The sequence below is a fragment of the Acinetobacter sp. R933-2 genome (assembly GCF_030325485.1).
GTDB classification, from domain to species: domain Bacteria; phylum Pseudomonadota; class Gammaproteobacteria; order Pseudomonadales; family Moraxellaceae; genus Acinetobacter; species Acinetobacter sichuanensis.
Window position 1 is genome coordinate 152,166 of sequence record NZ_JACAIJ010000010.1, and the last position, 16,451, is coordinate 168,616.

The 16,451-nt window shown below is 37.6% G+C and carries 10 protein-coding genes; 5 read left to right on the forward strand and 5 right to left on the reverse strand.

The features are described 5' to 3' along the window. Positions 1-63: 63 nt before the first annotated feature. The 5 genes from HX005_RS13165 to HX005_RS13185 form a co-directional block, all read right to left on the reverse strand. Positions 64-3,951, reverse strand: coding sequence for a DUF4132 domain-containing protein (locus HX005_RS13165; protein ID WP_286377699.1), 3,888 nt, complete (start codon positions 3,949-3,951; stop codon positions 64-66). 118 nt (positions 3,952-4,069) lie between these two features. Beyond that, positions 4,070-6,175, reverse strand: coding sequence for a hypothetical protein (locus HX005_RS13170; protein ID WP_286377700.1), 2,106 nt, complete (start codon positions 6,173-6,175; stop codon positions 4,070-4,072). After that, positions 6,172-7,320, reverse strand: a complete 1,149-nt coding sequence (locus HX005_RS13175; protein WP_228198981.1) for a VWA domain-containing protein — start codon at positions 7,318-7,320, stop codon at positions 6,172-6,174. Before HX005_RS13175 ends, HX005_RS13170 begins: the two co-directional genes overlap by 4 nt. 26 nt (positions 7,321-7,346) lie before the next feature. Beyond that, positions 7,347-9,875, reverse strand: coding sequence for a DUF5682 family protein (locus tag HX005_RS13180; protein WP_286377701.1), 2,529 nt, complete (start codon positions 9,873-9,875; stop codon positions 7,347-7,349). A 2-nt stretch (positions 9,876-9,877) separates the two neighbouring features. Next, positions 9,878-10,975, reverse strand: a complete 1,098-nt coding sequence (locus HX005_RS13185; RefSeq protein ID WP_286377702.1) for an ATP-binding protein — start codon at positions 10,973-10,975, stop codon at positions 9,878-9,880. A 231-nt stretch (positions 10,976-11,206) separates the two neighbouring features. Here HX005_RS13185 and HX005_RS13190 point away from each other — a divergent pair, with 231 nt between their 5' ends. The 5 genes from HX005_RS13190 to HX005_RS13210 all read left to right on the forward strand — a co-directional run. Beyond that, positions 11,207-12,721, forward strand: a complete 1,515-nt coding sequence (locus HX005_RS13190; protein WP_286377703.1) for an EcsC family protein — start codon at positions 11,207-11,209, stop codon at positions 12,719-12,721. Between the two features lie 183 nt (positions 12,722-12,904). After that, the gene (gene rpsL / locus HX005_RS13195; RefSeq protein ID WP_002050319.1) at positions 12,905-13,279 is read left to right on the forward strand and encodes a 30S ribosomal protein S12; all 375 of its coding nucleotides are present in this window, start codon (positions 12,905-12,907) and stop codon (positions 13,277-13,279) included. 178 nt (positions 13,280-13,457) lie between these two features. Continuing rightward, a complete protein-coding gene (rpsG, locus tag HX005_RS13200) occupies positions 13,458-13,928 on the forward strand; it encodes a 30S ribosomal protein S7 (protein ID WP_005190966.1) in 471 nt (156 codons plus the stop codon). A gap of 185 nt (positions 13,929-14,113) precedes the next feature. Continuing rightward, positions 14,114-16,249, forward strand: coding sequence for an elongation factor G (fusA, locus tag HX005_RS13205; RefSeq protein WP_286377704.1), 2,136 nt, complete (start codon positions 14,114-14,116; stop codon positions 16,247-16,249). A 95-nt stretch (positions 16,250-16,344) separates the two neighbouring features. Continuing rightward, positions 16,345-16,451: GTP-binding protein (locus tag HX005_RS13210; RefSeq protein ID WP_087553676.1), on the forward strand; the 107-nt coding region annotated here is incomplete at its 3' end.

Sequence of the window (16,451 nt, forward strand, 5' to 3'; positions counted from 1 at the left end):
ATTCATCACATTAGAAATGGGCAATTGTGTACTGGTTGAGGAGAATGACTTGGTTTAGGCAAATTACCAAGGTGTTTTCTTTTCCCATTCTGGGTCAAAACCTGTACAAGCATCTGCCACTTTTAAATAATCAGCATAGCTTTCTGCTAATAAAATTGGCGGAACATCACTGAGCGGAAGGCTATTTGAACTCCAAGAGCGGCTGCCTAATTTGTCAAATTCCAACTCAAATAAGACTGCTGGAATATTTTCCTCAGGCACATAACTACCGCTAAAGACAATTTGTACATGAATACCCAATTGCTTAAATGGCTTGGTATAACGATCAAAAGAACCTGCATCTTCAATGCTTGCACGTTGATAACCCAGTTTGTTGACGACACCACGTAAGGTAAATGTGTCTGTGATCCAACCTTTACGATCCGAAATATCTTTGCTGTTAAGGTCAGTAATTTCAGGTAAATGATGGCTCATTTGCTCAAATAAAAATTTAACTTTATAGTCTTTAAAATGATCAATCCATGCTTGAGCATCTTCTTTCCCGACTAAAACAGCATGCGCAATTTGAATTTTACTGTTACTTTGAATCTCAATTTCGTCATCCTCTAAATTGAGTAAACAGCCATCATCACTTGGACGGAAAGCGATTTTTTCACCAGATTCGGTGACTTCTAACCACACCAAACGTTGGATCAGGCGGCGTACAATTGGATGAGCGTGTAAGTATTCAAACCATTCACTTTGTAACCATTGACGTTCACTACACATCGCTTCGTATAGGCGTTGTGTTTGTAAATCAATCACTTGTTTTAGTTCTTTCTTGCTGCTGCTGAAAAGAGCTTTTGCTTCTTTGATTAAATCAGCATCATCATTTTGACGTGCCGCAGGTAAAGTTTTGACTTCTTTGCCTTCTTCATTTTTAAGCACAAATTTATCTTTATCATCAACAATGGCTGTAAATAAACGTGAACCATATTCTAAATTGAGTACACCTTTTTCATCCAAACCAGCCGTTGGAATCGTTCGATCTGCCAATTCATCACTGCTCCATTGATTACGTTCTGCAATTTCAGTGACCAGTTCTGTCGCTAAATTTTGTACTGAGGTTGTACGGTAACGACGCGATAAAGACAATAAAAGTTGAATAATTAAAGGATCATTACTGATTGAGAGTGCTGAGATCATCGCTTCAATTTGTGAGCGACGTTGATAATGCTGTTTCATATAGTCTTGCAAGGTTTTGACTGCAAAACTACCTTGTGCAGGATAGGTCAGTGCTAAAATGCCTTTGCTTTTAATCGCAGAACCTAAATAAATCGCAAGTTGCTGACGTTTAATTTCTTCAATCACTTCTTCAAGCGTAATGGTTGCATAATGTGCATAATATTCAGGATATTTATGACCATAATTTTGATAACTATCACGATATGATTGTAAGTTTTGAGGTGCTTGTTTGACAGCAACTTCAGTTGCTTGTTCTAAAGTTGGCGATAAAGTATCTTGTTGAATAAAACTATGCAGTAAATGGTTGGCAAGTTTTTGCTGACTTTTTTCATCAAGTAAACCAAGATAACGTTGAAACAAAGCATTGGCTTTAGGGTCTTTGAGTTTTTCAGCCAAAACAACCCACCAATGAATAATATCAGGATTAACTTTTTTGCCATTTTTCCAAGTAATCTCAGGTAAAGTTTTAGCATCAAACCAAGTGAAACTACTGGAAATTTTAGCTTTTAAGCCTTGTTCAGCTTCTTTTAATAACACTTTCTCAGACAAGTATGGGCTAATATCTTGTCCTAGTTTTTCTAGTGAGGTTAATAGGGCAGCACGTACGACTTCCTTTTTCTCTTTTTTCAGTAAAGCATATAAAGGTTCTATAGCATCTTGATTTTGTAAACGAGCAAGCCATTCAATGGCAGTGACACGAATTTCTTGTTTTCCTGACTCTAAAGCTTCAATGGCACGTAAATGGATTTCAGGTAAACGTTGTAAAGCTTGCTGTGCGTCAAAACGCAGACGTTTATTTTCACCTAAAGCAAATTCAAGCAAACGTGGAATGAATTGTTGTGGAATAGTAGGAAATGACTCTAAAATTTTAATCGCTTTGATGGGTTCAAATTGACTATAAGCGCTTTCTTCCAAAGAAGGGCTAAGTCCTAATGCTTCACTGATAAACTCAGGATGTTCAGCAAAGAAAGGCCAAATTTTTTCGGCTTGCACAATATATTGATGTAAATCATGCCAATAGCTTGAAATGAGCATACCTTGTGCAATTTGACGAATTGAATTTTCATACCCTGTGTCATTAAGTGCTTGTGAAATTTGGCGTAGGTCTAAATTGTCATATTGGGCTGGTGGTAAATCGGCAAAAATACTATTCCAGTGAACAATATGATTTGCATGACGGGTGGCATGAATCCGCAAAGCATGTAATAACGAATACTCAGGATAATTATAAAGTTTAGATTGGTGCGTAATGATATCAACATCGCTTTCAAAAGGGCTGCGTTTGGTATGACCATTAATTTGTGCTAAAAGTTGATCAATACTCGTTGCTTTGATATTTCTAAGACGGCGAAATCTTTTTTGTGCCCAGTCTGAACGGTAACTATTGGTTTTATTGTCTTCAATTTCAGCATTTGCTGCGATTTCTGCTTTGCTTACAAGTTGTTGATGATTTTGATGCAAGATTTCAGTGAAGTTTGCAGGAATATCTCGAATTGCAAGTGGTGTAAATTCAGGGATTTCAAAGCTTTCATGATGACTGGATTGATTGACTGCTTTTAGGCGTTGAATTGCCATTAAAATAAGTTGTTGAACAGCTTTTTGTTTTTCATTTTCATAGGCTTGTTCTAAAACTGCTAAGTTTTGTTCGCCTAAACGGGCAAGTAATTCAGCAGCAAAACCACGTTCTTTACTTGAACCTTGGAGCAAATATTGTTGTAGATAATGCTGACTATCTTCATCATTTAATTGACTTAATAAACTTACAGCAAGGTCACGAATGGTTTTTGAACGCCCAATCGTGAGCTTAACAATCAACTCGGGGAGTTGTTGTAAAATTTCAGGTTTGCGTTTGAGATATTCTAAAAAGACAGTTTGACCATCAACACTTAAGTTTGGGATTTCTTTTTTTAAGGAATCTAAATGGGCAGCAATATAAGCATCGGTATCGGACAGTTCAAAAATTAAATCTAAACGATCTGCATAATAACTACTACAGCCTGCACGTTCAAAAATAAACACCACCAAATGCTGGGCTAATGTTGGTTCATCGTCGGCTAAAAGTTGATGTAGTTTTTCTAATGTCCAAGACTGTTTAATGAGTTTTTTTGCACCAATTTCACTAAAGTTATGGTGCTGTTGTAAGGTAATGAGAGCATCGACGACAATATAATGAAACCATACAGGAACGGGTGAGTAGAGCTCTTTATAATTTTTTTGTTGGGTGATACTTTCATAGACTTTGCCTAAACGTCTGATTTGTTCATTACTGAGTGTGTCAAACAAATGATCACTGAGTTGTTTACGGGATTTAATGGATTGTTTTTTTAATTTTTCTTGGGCTTTATTGAGTTGGATTTGTGTCCAATACCATTCATAAGTCCCCGGATAGCCAAGTAAATCAGCTGCTTTTTCATCAGGAAGTTGGCTGAGTTGAAGTAAAAATTGTGGATTTGTCCCTTCAATAATAAACGGAATAATATTCTTCATCAGACTATCATCCACTTCATTCAGCACCTTAAAAATCTCATATAAAGGTTTAATGGTGTCTACAAGTTTTTGATTATATTCTTGCGGTTTTGTTGCTTGTTGTTCGGGGTTTGCTTCTTGTTCGGTGTTTGCTTCTTGTTCGGTGTTTGCTTCTTGTGTTGATTGTTGGTTTTGGTTGTTCTGCTTATGATCTGGACTGGAAAATAAGGATTCAATTTTAGACATCAATTGATTGAGCATGGTTAAAATTCCTATTCCATTAAAGGAGTATTTGTTATTTAAAAAAAGTGCAAAAATAAATACGTTGTCGATCTATCATAAAAAATAAAACAAAAAATTGAATAGCATTTTTGCAACTTCACGACATAACTTGTCTTTCTATAGGTAAGTGATAAGACAGGCGTTGTATTTGTAAAAATAAATGTCGCCATTTGAGTAAAGCCGCTGCAAGCGAAGACATTTCTAAACCTGAAATAAGACTTCGTTGTACAACTTCTAGTCCTAAATCTGCATAAAGTTGTGCAAGCTGTTTCAGTTTGGTTTTATCTTCAGGATCCAGCACTTCACGCCCTGTATTGGCATAAAACTCAAGTACAGACTGTGTTTGTTGTACCGCAATGTCTAAGGTGGATTGTTGAGGAGGTGTTTGCCATTGTTTTTTCTGTTGCAATAATTTCTCAATACGTCCTGTGATCAGTTCAGTCAAACTACTTTTTTTATAGCGAGGAGAGTGATAATCCAAGCTAAAAATTTCTAACTGTTGTTTCTTTTCTAAAATTAAGCTACATGGAATCAGTTGAATATTTTGCTGACTAAGATCTAGACGAACTAAAGTTGCAACAATTTTTTCATTTTGATTGAACAATGTCGTGAGGCTTTTAATGCGAGCTTGATATTGAACCTCAATAGGTAAACTGAGTTTTAAGGCAGTACCATGAAGGTCTTGAATACGACATTCAAAACATTGTTCATGTTCGTTTAACTCAGGCGCAAAAATCTGCTGATGACGGAGTAAAAGATAGCGGTAAGGATTTTGCTCTAAACTTGACTTTGGTTGGATCCACTGATGAAGCATTGACCAATCATTTAAGCCGATGTTCATCTGTTCAAAGTCTTCTAGGCTGAGTTTTTTAAAAGGATCAATTTGAATAAAACGTGTATCTGTACTTGGGCTAAGATTGACCTCAGAACTTACTTTTGCTTGAGTAAGTTGAATTTGATGTTGTAATAAATAATCTAAAGCGCTTCCCCAAATCCCTGATTGTGCAGCACTCTCTTTAGAAAAAGTGCTGTCCAAACGATGACCACGTGCTTGAGTGACTTCACGACTATGCTGCTGTTGTTCATCCCAAAAAGTGACTGTTAAACCTTGCGCACCGCTGTCTGTTTGCCACCATTCACATCCTAAGGGAATTAAACGTTGTGTGCTTTGGGCTTGATAATCACGTTGTACAGCACCTTTTAGACGAGTAAATATTTCAGTTTGCTGTTGGCTCTGTTCTAAAGCAAATAGATAGGCATTTAAATATGCCAATTGTGAGAAAATTTGTTGTTCATCAGTTTGTATATCATGTTCGAGTAGTTGTTGCATCATGCCATGCAACTGTCTGAGCAGCGCTGCGAGTCGTGGTAAGTTTTGTGCTCGTGCTTGCATATTTAAAATATGTAAAGACAATACCGACTCTTTGGCTAAATGAGATAAACCTTGTTGGATAAATTGTTGGCACAGATTTTTTATTTCTGAAATAAAATCAATATCTTCTTTGTTTAAGGCATGCTGTGTACTTTGACGATACTGCTGTTGTAAATCTTCAGACCATTGCCATAATTCGGCAGATTGTTGCTGAAATAAATGTGCAATACACGCCAAATGTACCGCATTTTTTTTATTGTCATCAATATCTGACAACATACCTTCAAAGCCTGTTTGAGGGTAAAACAGAATTGGATTTTCACTGAATTCTGTTTTGAAAATAATTTTTTCAGCCAATATTTCAATGTTACAAGCAGTGTTGACTTGTTGCCAGTTTTGCCAAATTTCAAAAGCCAAACGTAAATTCGCTTTGCCCACTTTTTTAAATAGGACGCTATCTTTGAGTTGTAGTGCTTGATCTAAGGCAGAAGCTTGCACTGTCAAGGTTTGAGTAGGTTCTAATTGACTTTCATGAGTTGATGGGGAAGCTGAGTTCTGATCATTGCTTGTTGTTGCTTGATTTTGTTGTAACCAAAAAATACTACTTAAAATATGTTTACAGCAATTTTGAGCAGAGCAGTTACATTGTGCTTCAGTGATCCCTTGTTCAGGTAAATAGACATCAAACTCTTCAACTTTAAAGTGTAACGGTGCTGTATTTTCAATATATTGAACGTCTTCGATTGATTTTTTAGCACGTCGAATTAAACCTGTATTACTATGTAAAGCAAGGCTTTCTTCATCATATTGTAAATAAATTTGCCCAATCATTGCATGACCTCCGCAAACCAATTGGCTAAATGATCAGGTGTCATAGCAGCAATTTGCATCCCTCGTTCTTGTAGTTTTTGTGCGATATTGCTGTCATATACAGGATTTGCTTGACTGTCTAAAGCTGCTAAACCAAGTAATTTACAACCTTGTTCATTTAATTTTGCTGTGGTATTGAGTAAATGTTGTAAAGATGCGCCTTCTTCAAAGTCACTGATGAGTATCAAAATACTACGATTGGGTTGAGTGATTTTTTTGGCACAATACTCCATTGCCATACCAATATTGGTACCGCCACCCAGTTGCACAGTTAATAAAACCTCTACAGGGTCATGCGCTAAATGACTCAAATCAACGACTTGCGTATCGAACAAAACCAAACTAATTTTGACCGCAGGGAGTGCTGCTAAAATACTGGCACAAATGGCTGCATACATCACTGAATCTAACATTGACCCACTTTGATCCACGCATAAAACAATTTCCCACGACAAGTGTTTTTGTACTCGCGCATTGAAAATAGGATTTTGAATAATAATTTTTTTACGATCAGGCTGATAATTTTTTAAGTTATTTTCAATGGTACGTTTCCAGTCAAAATTTTGTGCTTGTTGAATATGTGAGCGACGAAAACGGTTACGACGACCTTGTAAAGATTGTAAAAATTGGGTGCGGATTTTTTGTAAAAGTTCTTCAACGACTTTGCGAATCACTTCACGCACAGCTTCTTTAGCTTCGCTACTCAAACGACCACGCATACTCAATAAGGCTTTGGCAGTTGCAGGGTTTGGTTCAAGTTCTCGAATACTTGCAGGATCGTTCAGTAAGCCTTGTAATTGATATCGTTCCAAAGCATGCTTTTGCATACGCTCAAACGTTGATTTTGGAAAAAGCTTGCGGCTTTGATTGAGCCAATTAATCGCAGTAAGTTGAGAACCTTCTAGACCCCCATGTCGATTATTTGCTTGCTGTACACCACGACGTTTATATTCATTTTGATATAAATAATCGAGATTACGCTCTAATTTTAACTGTTCACCTGAAAATCCAGCAGTAGATAAACTTTGGTCAGAATAACGTCCTAAAATGAGTCGCCAACGACGAGCACGATCTAAATCATCTAGGTCAGTTGCTGTTGTTTCCATAGAAACTGAAAGGTCTGAATCTTGTGTCATATTTCAACTCCTTTCAACCAGTTTTCGAGTTGATCATGTTGTAAAATTTGTTGTAATTGTTGATTTAAATGTGCAGCATTTAACATGTCATGTTCACTAATATCACTATACACCTGATCTAAAATGACTTGACCTGATAAGCCCGCCATTTGGGCAATATGTTGTGAAACAGCCGAATTTTGCTTTGGTGAAAGCTGACTAAAGATATAACGCAAATCAGGCAAAATTTGTAAGAAAGTCTCTTCACGCCAATGTGAAACCAATTCATACAATGACTGAATTGCAATAGAGGATTGCACAAAAATCTCAGGAGCAATCGCAAACATACCTTGTACATATTGCACAGCTTCGTCTGCGTCACTGCCTATAGCAAAAGCAGTTTTTAAATAGGTTTTAAGTTGTTCTTGATCAATCTGATGATCTAAAAACATTAAACTATCTAATGCACCTTTTAACTTATTGAGTCGAAACTCCTCTAATTTTGAACGCTGTATATGCTGATAAAATAACGTTAAAAATGAGCTTTGATCCTGTTCAGGTTTTAGCTTTTCGACGGATAAAACCAAGTCATGTAAGGTTTTAAAATGAGTGAGATTGGATTCAATTTTATCTTCATGTGTGTCATATAGCTGCTCTAGTAAAAAACAAGCTTGTTTGACTGCATCGAATAAACTACTTTGTAATATATATTCAGGCAATTGAAGCAGTTTTCGACCACTCCATAAGTAATAGAGTTGTTGTGCAGCACTGACCACAGATTGTAAGTTTTGATCTGTTTGTAAATATTGATGTAACTGTTTTTGTAATAAATTCAGTTGTTCTTTTAAGCCTAAACGACATGCTAGGGTCAGCAATTTTGCTGTTTCAAAAGCCGATTGACCTAAACCATTTTTCTGATTTTCTTGTTGTAAAGCTAAAATTTTACCTAAAGCAATTTGTGATAATTGATCGCCTAATTCAGCAAGCTCAATTAAACGAGCTTCTACCGAAGGTGACCATGTGTAACGCCATTCTTCAAATAACAAGTCAAGTCCAGCACCTTGACTAAAATCTGGTCCTGATAGTTTTTGTGCAAAACCACAATCAATAAATTCAAGCAAATGTAAAAATTGACTGATATCTTGATGTAAAGACTTACGATAAATATCTAATTTTCGATTACGAGGAATCGTATCACTGACATTAAAACGATATTTTTCAATTTGTTTAAATACATTTTGCAATAAAGCAGGGCTATGCTGATGTGCGGCAACTTTGCCCAGTTGTTGACCGCTTAAATAAGCATAAATTTCTGTAAATAGCAGTTGTTGACCATCATCAAGTTCGCCTTTAACCAAAGCACTTTGTATAGCATCTAATAAATCATAACGGCTAGGACGATAATGCCCACGCAAATTGGCTAATTGTAGAGCGACTTCGGCTGTATTTTTTAAGGCAATATAAGCCGTTACATCTAAAACCTGTTTATTTTCTAGATGATGGCAAATGTTCGTTAAATAGCTTAAAAATTGTTGTTCGATAACGACATCATTTAAATTTTCCTGATTTAAATCTTGCCAAAACTGTTGATAAAATGCAGGGGAAGGCATCCCTGAAGCATAACCATTTAAAGCATCTAAACGGTCAAAGCTATAACGGATGAGCCAAGCATTTTCTTGCCATTTTTGTTGCTTATTTTGTTGAATGGTATAGCGTTTAGCAGATTGATGCTGTGCTAAATTTTCAATTAAAGCAAGCGTATGAAAACCGCCTGTGACCACCAAAACTTTATGTTTAGGTTGCAAAGCTGCGTGTATTTTTTGCCACATACAATCTTCACGGTGCAAAGAAGCATCTTGTAGCAAGACATCGTGTTCATAATCTAACCGTGCTAAAGAACACCATGTAAATACATCATTAAAAAAATCAGCAGGCTGTTTTAGTTGAGAAATATGTTGTAATTCAAATAAATGATCCCAAAGTTCATCATGGTCACGACAACGTAATTGTTGTGCAAGACCTTGAATAAACTGACTGTGTGCTAAATAACGTTCAGAAATTAAATTTTTTTGTGACCAATCCAATGCTGCATGGGCAAGTTTGAACACACTTTGTTCTTGCCATGACAAATCAATAAATTCAATTTGTGCTTGTTGAGCATGCCCTTGTTGAAGTGCGACCCATTCAGGTGAATATTCACAAAATGGATAATAGGCAGAAAAAAGAGAAGGGCTTTCTGTAACAGCTTCTTCATCTTCACGCTCATTTTGATTTTTAGTTTGCGTTTGCGCTTGAGCAAAAATTGCAATAGGTGGTTGGGTATTTTCCTCAAGTAAGGCTTCAAGTAAAAACTGAAAACGATGTGGTGCTTCAATCAAAATATGTGTAGGTTGCAGCGTTTGTATATAATGTTTTAAAGCAAATGCACAAGCAGGACTATGATGCCTAATGGGTGCAAAAAAAAGCTGCTGCTGTTCAAGTTGTTGTTTATATTGAAATGCCTGTTCAAGTCGTTCAGGCAGTTGGGTCTGCATAAACTGGCTCATACTTAAAACTCACGGCTAGCATCGAAAAAGGCTTTCCAATCTTTGTCTTGACGGGCACGTTCTTTCACAACGCTGTCTAAATAATAACGTAAACGTTTTGCATCCTCAGGATTATCCTTAAACACTACGCCAACCAGTTGTTGTGCAATGTGTTCAGCTTTTAAGATACCATCACCAAGATAAATGGCTTGTAGGCTTGCTGCATGTGCAATATTGACCGCTTCTGCTGTCGACATCACAGCATCAGGGGTCTTTAAGCTTGCGCCTTGTAGACTTTGACCTGTACGTAATTCATTAAAAATAGTGACTAATAATTCAATGACTTGTGGTTGTACTTGCAGCTCAGAAAATAAATCACCAATTTGCTGTTTGAGTTGTAATTGTACGAGTTCAATTTCAAACTCACGATTTTTGATGGGTTTTACTGTTTCAAAATTAAAACGACGTTTTAATGCTGCGGACATTTCATGCACACCACGATCCCTTAAGTTCGCAGTTGCAATTAAGTTAAAACCTTGTTGTGCAGAAATACTAAAATCTTGCCCCATTTCAGGAATCATCATCTGTTTCTCTGACAAAAGAGAGACTAAAACATCCTGTATTTCAGGTGGGCAACGGGTAATTTCCTCAAAACGTGCTAATTTACCTTGTTGCATCGCAAAGTATAGAGGGGAGGGAATCAGCGACTTTTCTGAAGGACCTTCAGATAATAGCAGCGCATAATTCCACGAATACTTAATATGATCTTCAGTTGTTCCTGCTGTACCTTGAATGGTTAATTGTGAATTGCCACCGATTGCAGCACTAAATAGTTCAGAGAGCATTGATTTTGCTGTACCTGGTTGACCAACTAACATCAGTCCTTGATTCCCCATAAGCGTGACCAATGCTCGATCCACTAAGGCATCATCACCATAGAATTTTTTTTGAATATTGAGCTGAGTATTGCCTAAAATAAAATCACGAACAGCATAAGCTGAGAGTTGCCATCCTTGAGGTTTACGTTTTTGATCTTGCGCTTTTAAGCGTTGTAATTCATCGCTATATTTTTGTTCAGCACTTAATTTTAGGGTCTGATTTAATTGTTGATTGTTATCCATTTTGCTTAAATAATCTTTTTAAATAGTGAAATAATCATAGCGCAGAGCTGACATCTATCACAGCGTTATTAGCATGAATGCGACAAATTGTGACTTAAGTATGTGTTTCATCGTAAAGTGATTGTGGCGTTTTTGTATTTTTAGCCAAACATACGTAATTTGAGTTGAGATAATTGCTCACAATCCTTAGTATTTGATTAAACCGATAAAAATGAGTGGAGTAAGGTTCAAATGACAGATTCTAATAAGAAACAATCAAGTGGTATATTATCGAATACATTTGGTCTTGCTAAAAAACTGGGTACAACAGGTTTAAGTATGTTGAACCATGCCGCACCAAATTCAGTGAATAAATTAGATCAGACCCCACAAAAAAGTACTGTTATTGAGGGAAAAGCCCGTTCTAAAAATATGTTTGAAAAAAAACAATATGACAATCCACAGCAAATGATACGTGAACATTTACCTCAAGTTTCTAGTCAGTTATTAGGGCGTCACTACAAAAAAATTAATAATGTCGCTTCATTTATTTCACCTCAATTTAACGACAAAATGTCAGACTATTTTTTTGATAAATTAAATGATTTTGTTTCTGAAACAAGTTCGGTAGAAAGGCTGTTAAAAGAGGTAGGTGTTAAAAACTTACATGAACTGAGTCAAGATTCGGCACGCTCACAGCGTATTAGTGGTGCTTTAGCCAATCAAAATAAAATTTTAGCTGCAATTCAAGGTGCTTTAACAGGTGCAACGGGTGTGATTGGTTCAGCAATTGATGTTCCAACTTCAATTGCGCTTGCTTTACGTAGTATTTATCAAACAGGTCGTGCGCATGGTTTTGAGTTAAAACCTGAAGATCATGAAATAGTCGAGTTTATCTTTAAGAAAATTGACCTAGGGACGGTAGCAGAAAAGCAGGCATTGCTAATCACTTTGCGCGCTGTTTCTACAGCTTTGCAAAATCATGATATAAGCCAATTTCAACAAGTTTTAGGCTCAAATTACTCTACAGATGTATTGAAAAATTGGTTAACTAATTCAGATGGTACTTTCAAATGGGCATGGTTAGATTACATTCCGCAACTCAATCTTATTTCGAAAATTACTCCTTTTATTAGTATTGGTGTGAGTGCAAGCTATAGCTGGAAGCTTGTCGAAGATGCGACCGACAAAGCCCAACTTGTATTTAAAGGCGCACAACAATATTTATTACAACACCCAAACGAAAATATCAGTGCATTAGCTGCATTTGAAAAGTCTGAAATTTTGCTTTCACAAGCAAGCCCATTGCTTCAGCCTCCAAAAGAGGAAAATGCACAGCAACAAGAAGCAGTTCTCGAAGCAAAAGCAAACCAAATTCAAAGCACTGAAAATGATACTATTCAAGAGGTGCAAGTCTTGAGAAAAGACGAGGCAGAAACTTTACTTGCACAAGAAGAAAACAGTATTGCAGACTTAGCAAAAGCGCATGTTTCTACAGTAAATGAAACAGAAACTCCAGTTGAGGTAGAGCAACCAGTCACAGAACCTGTAAAGAAAACACGTGCAAAAAAACGTACATCTGACTCAGCATCAGAGAAATTGACCGAAAAATCGCAACAAAATGAAAAAAGTGCAACAAAAAAAGTTGAGGATAAACCAGTACAAACTGAGGTGGAAAACTCATCTGATGATAAACAGGACAGTCAGGCTATAGCGCAAAACATTGAAGCTACAACAGAAACTGAAAAAGAAGAGCCTAAAGACTAAAAATAATCACAATTTTACTTATTCTAGCGCATAGAAAAAAGTAAATTTAAAACTGAAAAAAATAGAAATGGTGAATATTTGATAAGTCTTGAATGTTGACCATTTTTATATCTTGACTTACAATTGCATGCCCTCAAAAAGTGGTAATTTTTTGGGGCTTTTTATTAACGGGAGAATTGCCAAATGGCAACAACAAATCAGTTGATCCGTAAGGGTCGTACTACTTTGGTTGAAAAATCAAAAGTTCCTGCGTTGAAGGCTTGTCCACAACGTCGTGGTGTTTGTACACGTGTTTACACAACTACACCTAAAAAACCTAACTCAGCAATGCGTAAAGTTTGCCGTGTGCGTTTAACTTCAGGTTTCGAAGTTTCTAGCTACATCGGTGGTGAAGGTCATAACTTACAAGAGCACAGTGTTGTTCTTATTCGTGGTGGTCGTGTTAAAGATTTACCAGGTGTGCGTTACCATACCGTTCGTGGTTCTTTAGACTGCGCTGGTGTTAAAGATCGTAACCAGTCTCGTTCTAAATACGGTACTAAACGTCCTAAGAAATAATTCTTTAAGAATTAAATTTTAAGATCGTAGAACTGCAATCCTTTATCGTCTCGCTTGTCTGATTTCTGCATTAATTTTGTGAAATTCAAGCGACGTGTAGTAAGGCCAGCGAATAGTACATGACACTTTGTACTGATGCTGGATAAACCTGAAGTGTCATATTTATAGGTAGTTTAAAATGCCAAGACGTCGCGTAGTCGCTGCTCGTGAGATCCTTCCGGATCCTAAATTCAGTAGCCAAACAATCGCTAAATTCATGAACCACGTAATGCAAGATGGTAAAAAATCTATTGCTGAAAGTATCGTTTACGGTGCTTTAGACCGCGTTCAAGAAAAAAACAAAGTAGACCCAGTAGAATTTTTCGAGACTACTCTTGAAAAAGTTCGTCCTATGGTTGAAGTAAAAGCACGCCGTGTTGGTGGTGCTACATACCAAGTACCTATGGAAGTACGCCCATCCCGTCGTACTGCCTTGGCTATGCGTTGGTTAGTAGATGCTGCTGCTAAGCGTTCTGAAAAAACAATGGCTTTACGTCTTGCTGGTGAGTTGCTTGATGCAGCTGAAGGTAAAGGTTCAGCGATTAAAAAACGTGAAGATGTGCACCGTATGGCTGAAGCTAACAAAGCCTTCTCTCACTACCGCTTCTAAGCGGCTAAAACAGTCCATCTCAGGAGAATACTCATGCGTATTGCAGCTCGATTTAACATCGCCCTCTATCAAAGTGGAGGATTCGCGGGTATTTAAGTTGCCCACTAGGTATGAGTATTCGTACGCATCAATACAATATTGATGCGTCCTGTTTTAAACAATAAAATTTAGGAATGCAAGAAATCATGGCTCGTCAAACCCCAATTTCTCGTTACCGTAACATTGGTATCTCAGCTCACATCGATGCAGGTAAAACAACTACTTCAGAACGTATTTTGTTTTATACAGGTGAGAGCCATAAATTAGGTGAAACTCACGAAGGTTCTGCAACGACAGACTGGATGGAGCAAGAGCAAGAACGTGGTATTACTATTACTTCAGCAGCAGTAACATGTTTCTGGAAAGGTATGGGCAACCAGTTCGAGCAACACCGTATTAACGTTATTGACACACCGGGACACGTTGACTTCACAATCGAAGTTGAGCGTTCTATGCGTGTTCTTGACGGTGCGTGCATGGTTTACTGTGCTGTAGGTGGTGTACAACCTCAGTCTGAAACTGTATGGCGTCAAGCAAATAAATATAAAGTTCCACGTATTGCGTTCGTTAACAAAATGGACCGTACAGGTGCGAACTTCTTCCGTGCTGTAGAACAAATGAAAACACGTCTTGGTGCTTCTCCAGTGCCAATCGTTGTTCCAATTGGTGCAGAAGAAAACTTCCAAGGTGTTGTTGACCTTATCGAAATGAAAGCGATTATCTGGGATGAAGCATCTCAAGGTATGAAGTTCGAATATGGTGAAATTCCTGCTGAATTAGTTGAGTTAGCGCAAGAATGGCGTACTAACATGGTTGAAGCTGCTGCTGAAGCATCAGAAGAACTCATGGATAAATACCTAGAAGAAGGCGATTTAACTAAAGAAGAAATTACAGCAGGTATCCGTCAACGTACTTTGGCAAACGAAATTCAGCCAATGCTTTGTGGTTCAGCATTCAAAAACAAAGGTGTTCAACGTATGTTGGATGCTGTTATTGAATTCTTACCAGCGCCGACTGACGTTGAAGCGATCAAAGGTATCCTTGACGACAAAGACGAAACTGAAGGTTCTCGTGAAGCATCTGACGACGCTCCATTCGCTGCGTTAGCATTCAAAATCATGAATGATAAGTTCGTAGGTAACTTAACTTTCGTACGTGTTTACTCTGGTGTTCTTAAAGCGGGTAGCCCGTGTTATAACCCAGTAAAAATGAAGCGTGAGCGTGTTGGTCGTATCGTACAGATGCATGCTAACGATCGTCATGACATCGAAGAAATTCGTGCAGGTGATATCGCAGCGTGTGTAGGTCTTAAAGATACTACAACTGGTGATACACTTTGTGATGAAAACAATGTAATTACACTTGAGCGCATGGAATTCCCTGAGCCAGTAATTGCACTTGCAGTTGAACCTAAAACTAAAGCTGACCAAGAAAAAATGTCAGTTGCTTTAGGTCGTTTGGCAAAAGAAGATCCATCATTCCGTGTACGTACTGATGAAGAATCTGGTCAAACAATTATTGCAGGTATGGGTGAGCTTCACCTTGACATCATTGTTGACCGTATGAAACGTGAATTCGGTGTAGAAGCAAACATTGGTAAACCAATGGTTTCTTACCGTGAAACGATCAAAAAATCGGTTGAACAAGAAGGTAAATTCGTACGTCAAACTGGTGGTAAAGGTAAATTCGGTCACGTATACGTACGTTTAGAGCCGCTTGCTGAAGACGCTGGTAAAGATTACGAGTTCGCTGAAGAAGTTGTAGGTGGTGTAGTACCTAAAGAATTCTTTGGTGCGGTTGACAAAGGTATTCAAGAGCGCATGAAAAATGGTGTTCTTGCAGGTTACCCAGTTGTTGGTATTAAAGCGACATTATTTGACGGTTCTTACCACGACGTCGACTCTGATGAATTATCGTTCAAGATGGCAGGTTCTTATGCATTCCGTGACGGTTTCATGAAAGCAGATCCTATCTTGCTTGAACCGATCATGAAAGTTGAAGTAGAAACTCCAGAAGATTACATGGGCGATATCATGGGTGACTTAAACCGTCGTCGTGGTATGGTTCAAGGTATGGACGATTTACCTGGTGGTACTAAAGCAATTCGTGCGGAAGTTCCACTTGCTGAGATGTTTGGTTACGCGACTCAAATGCGTTCTATGTCTCAAGGTCGTGCGACATACTCTATGGAATTTGCTAAATATGCTGAAACTCCACGTAACGTGGCGGAAGGCATCATTACTAAGTTCCAATCTGGTGGTAAAAAAGGTGACGACGAGTAATCTTTCGATTACTATAAGCCCAAACTAATTCATAGTTAAAAAACCAAATGCTCATGTAGTTAACCCTACATGAGTAGTTTAAAAAGGAAAAACTCATGGCTAAGGCTAAGTTTGAACGTAATAAACCACACGTAAACGTGGGCACAATTGGTCACGTTGACCATGGTAAAACAACTTTAACTGCTGCGATTGCAACTGTATG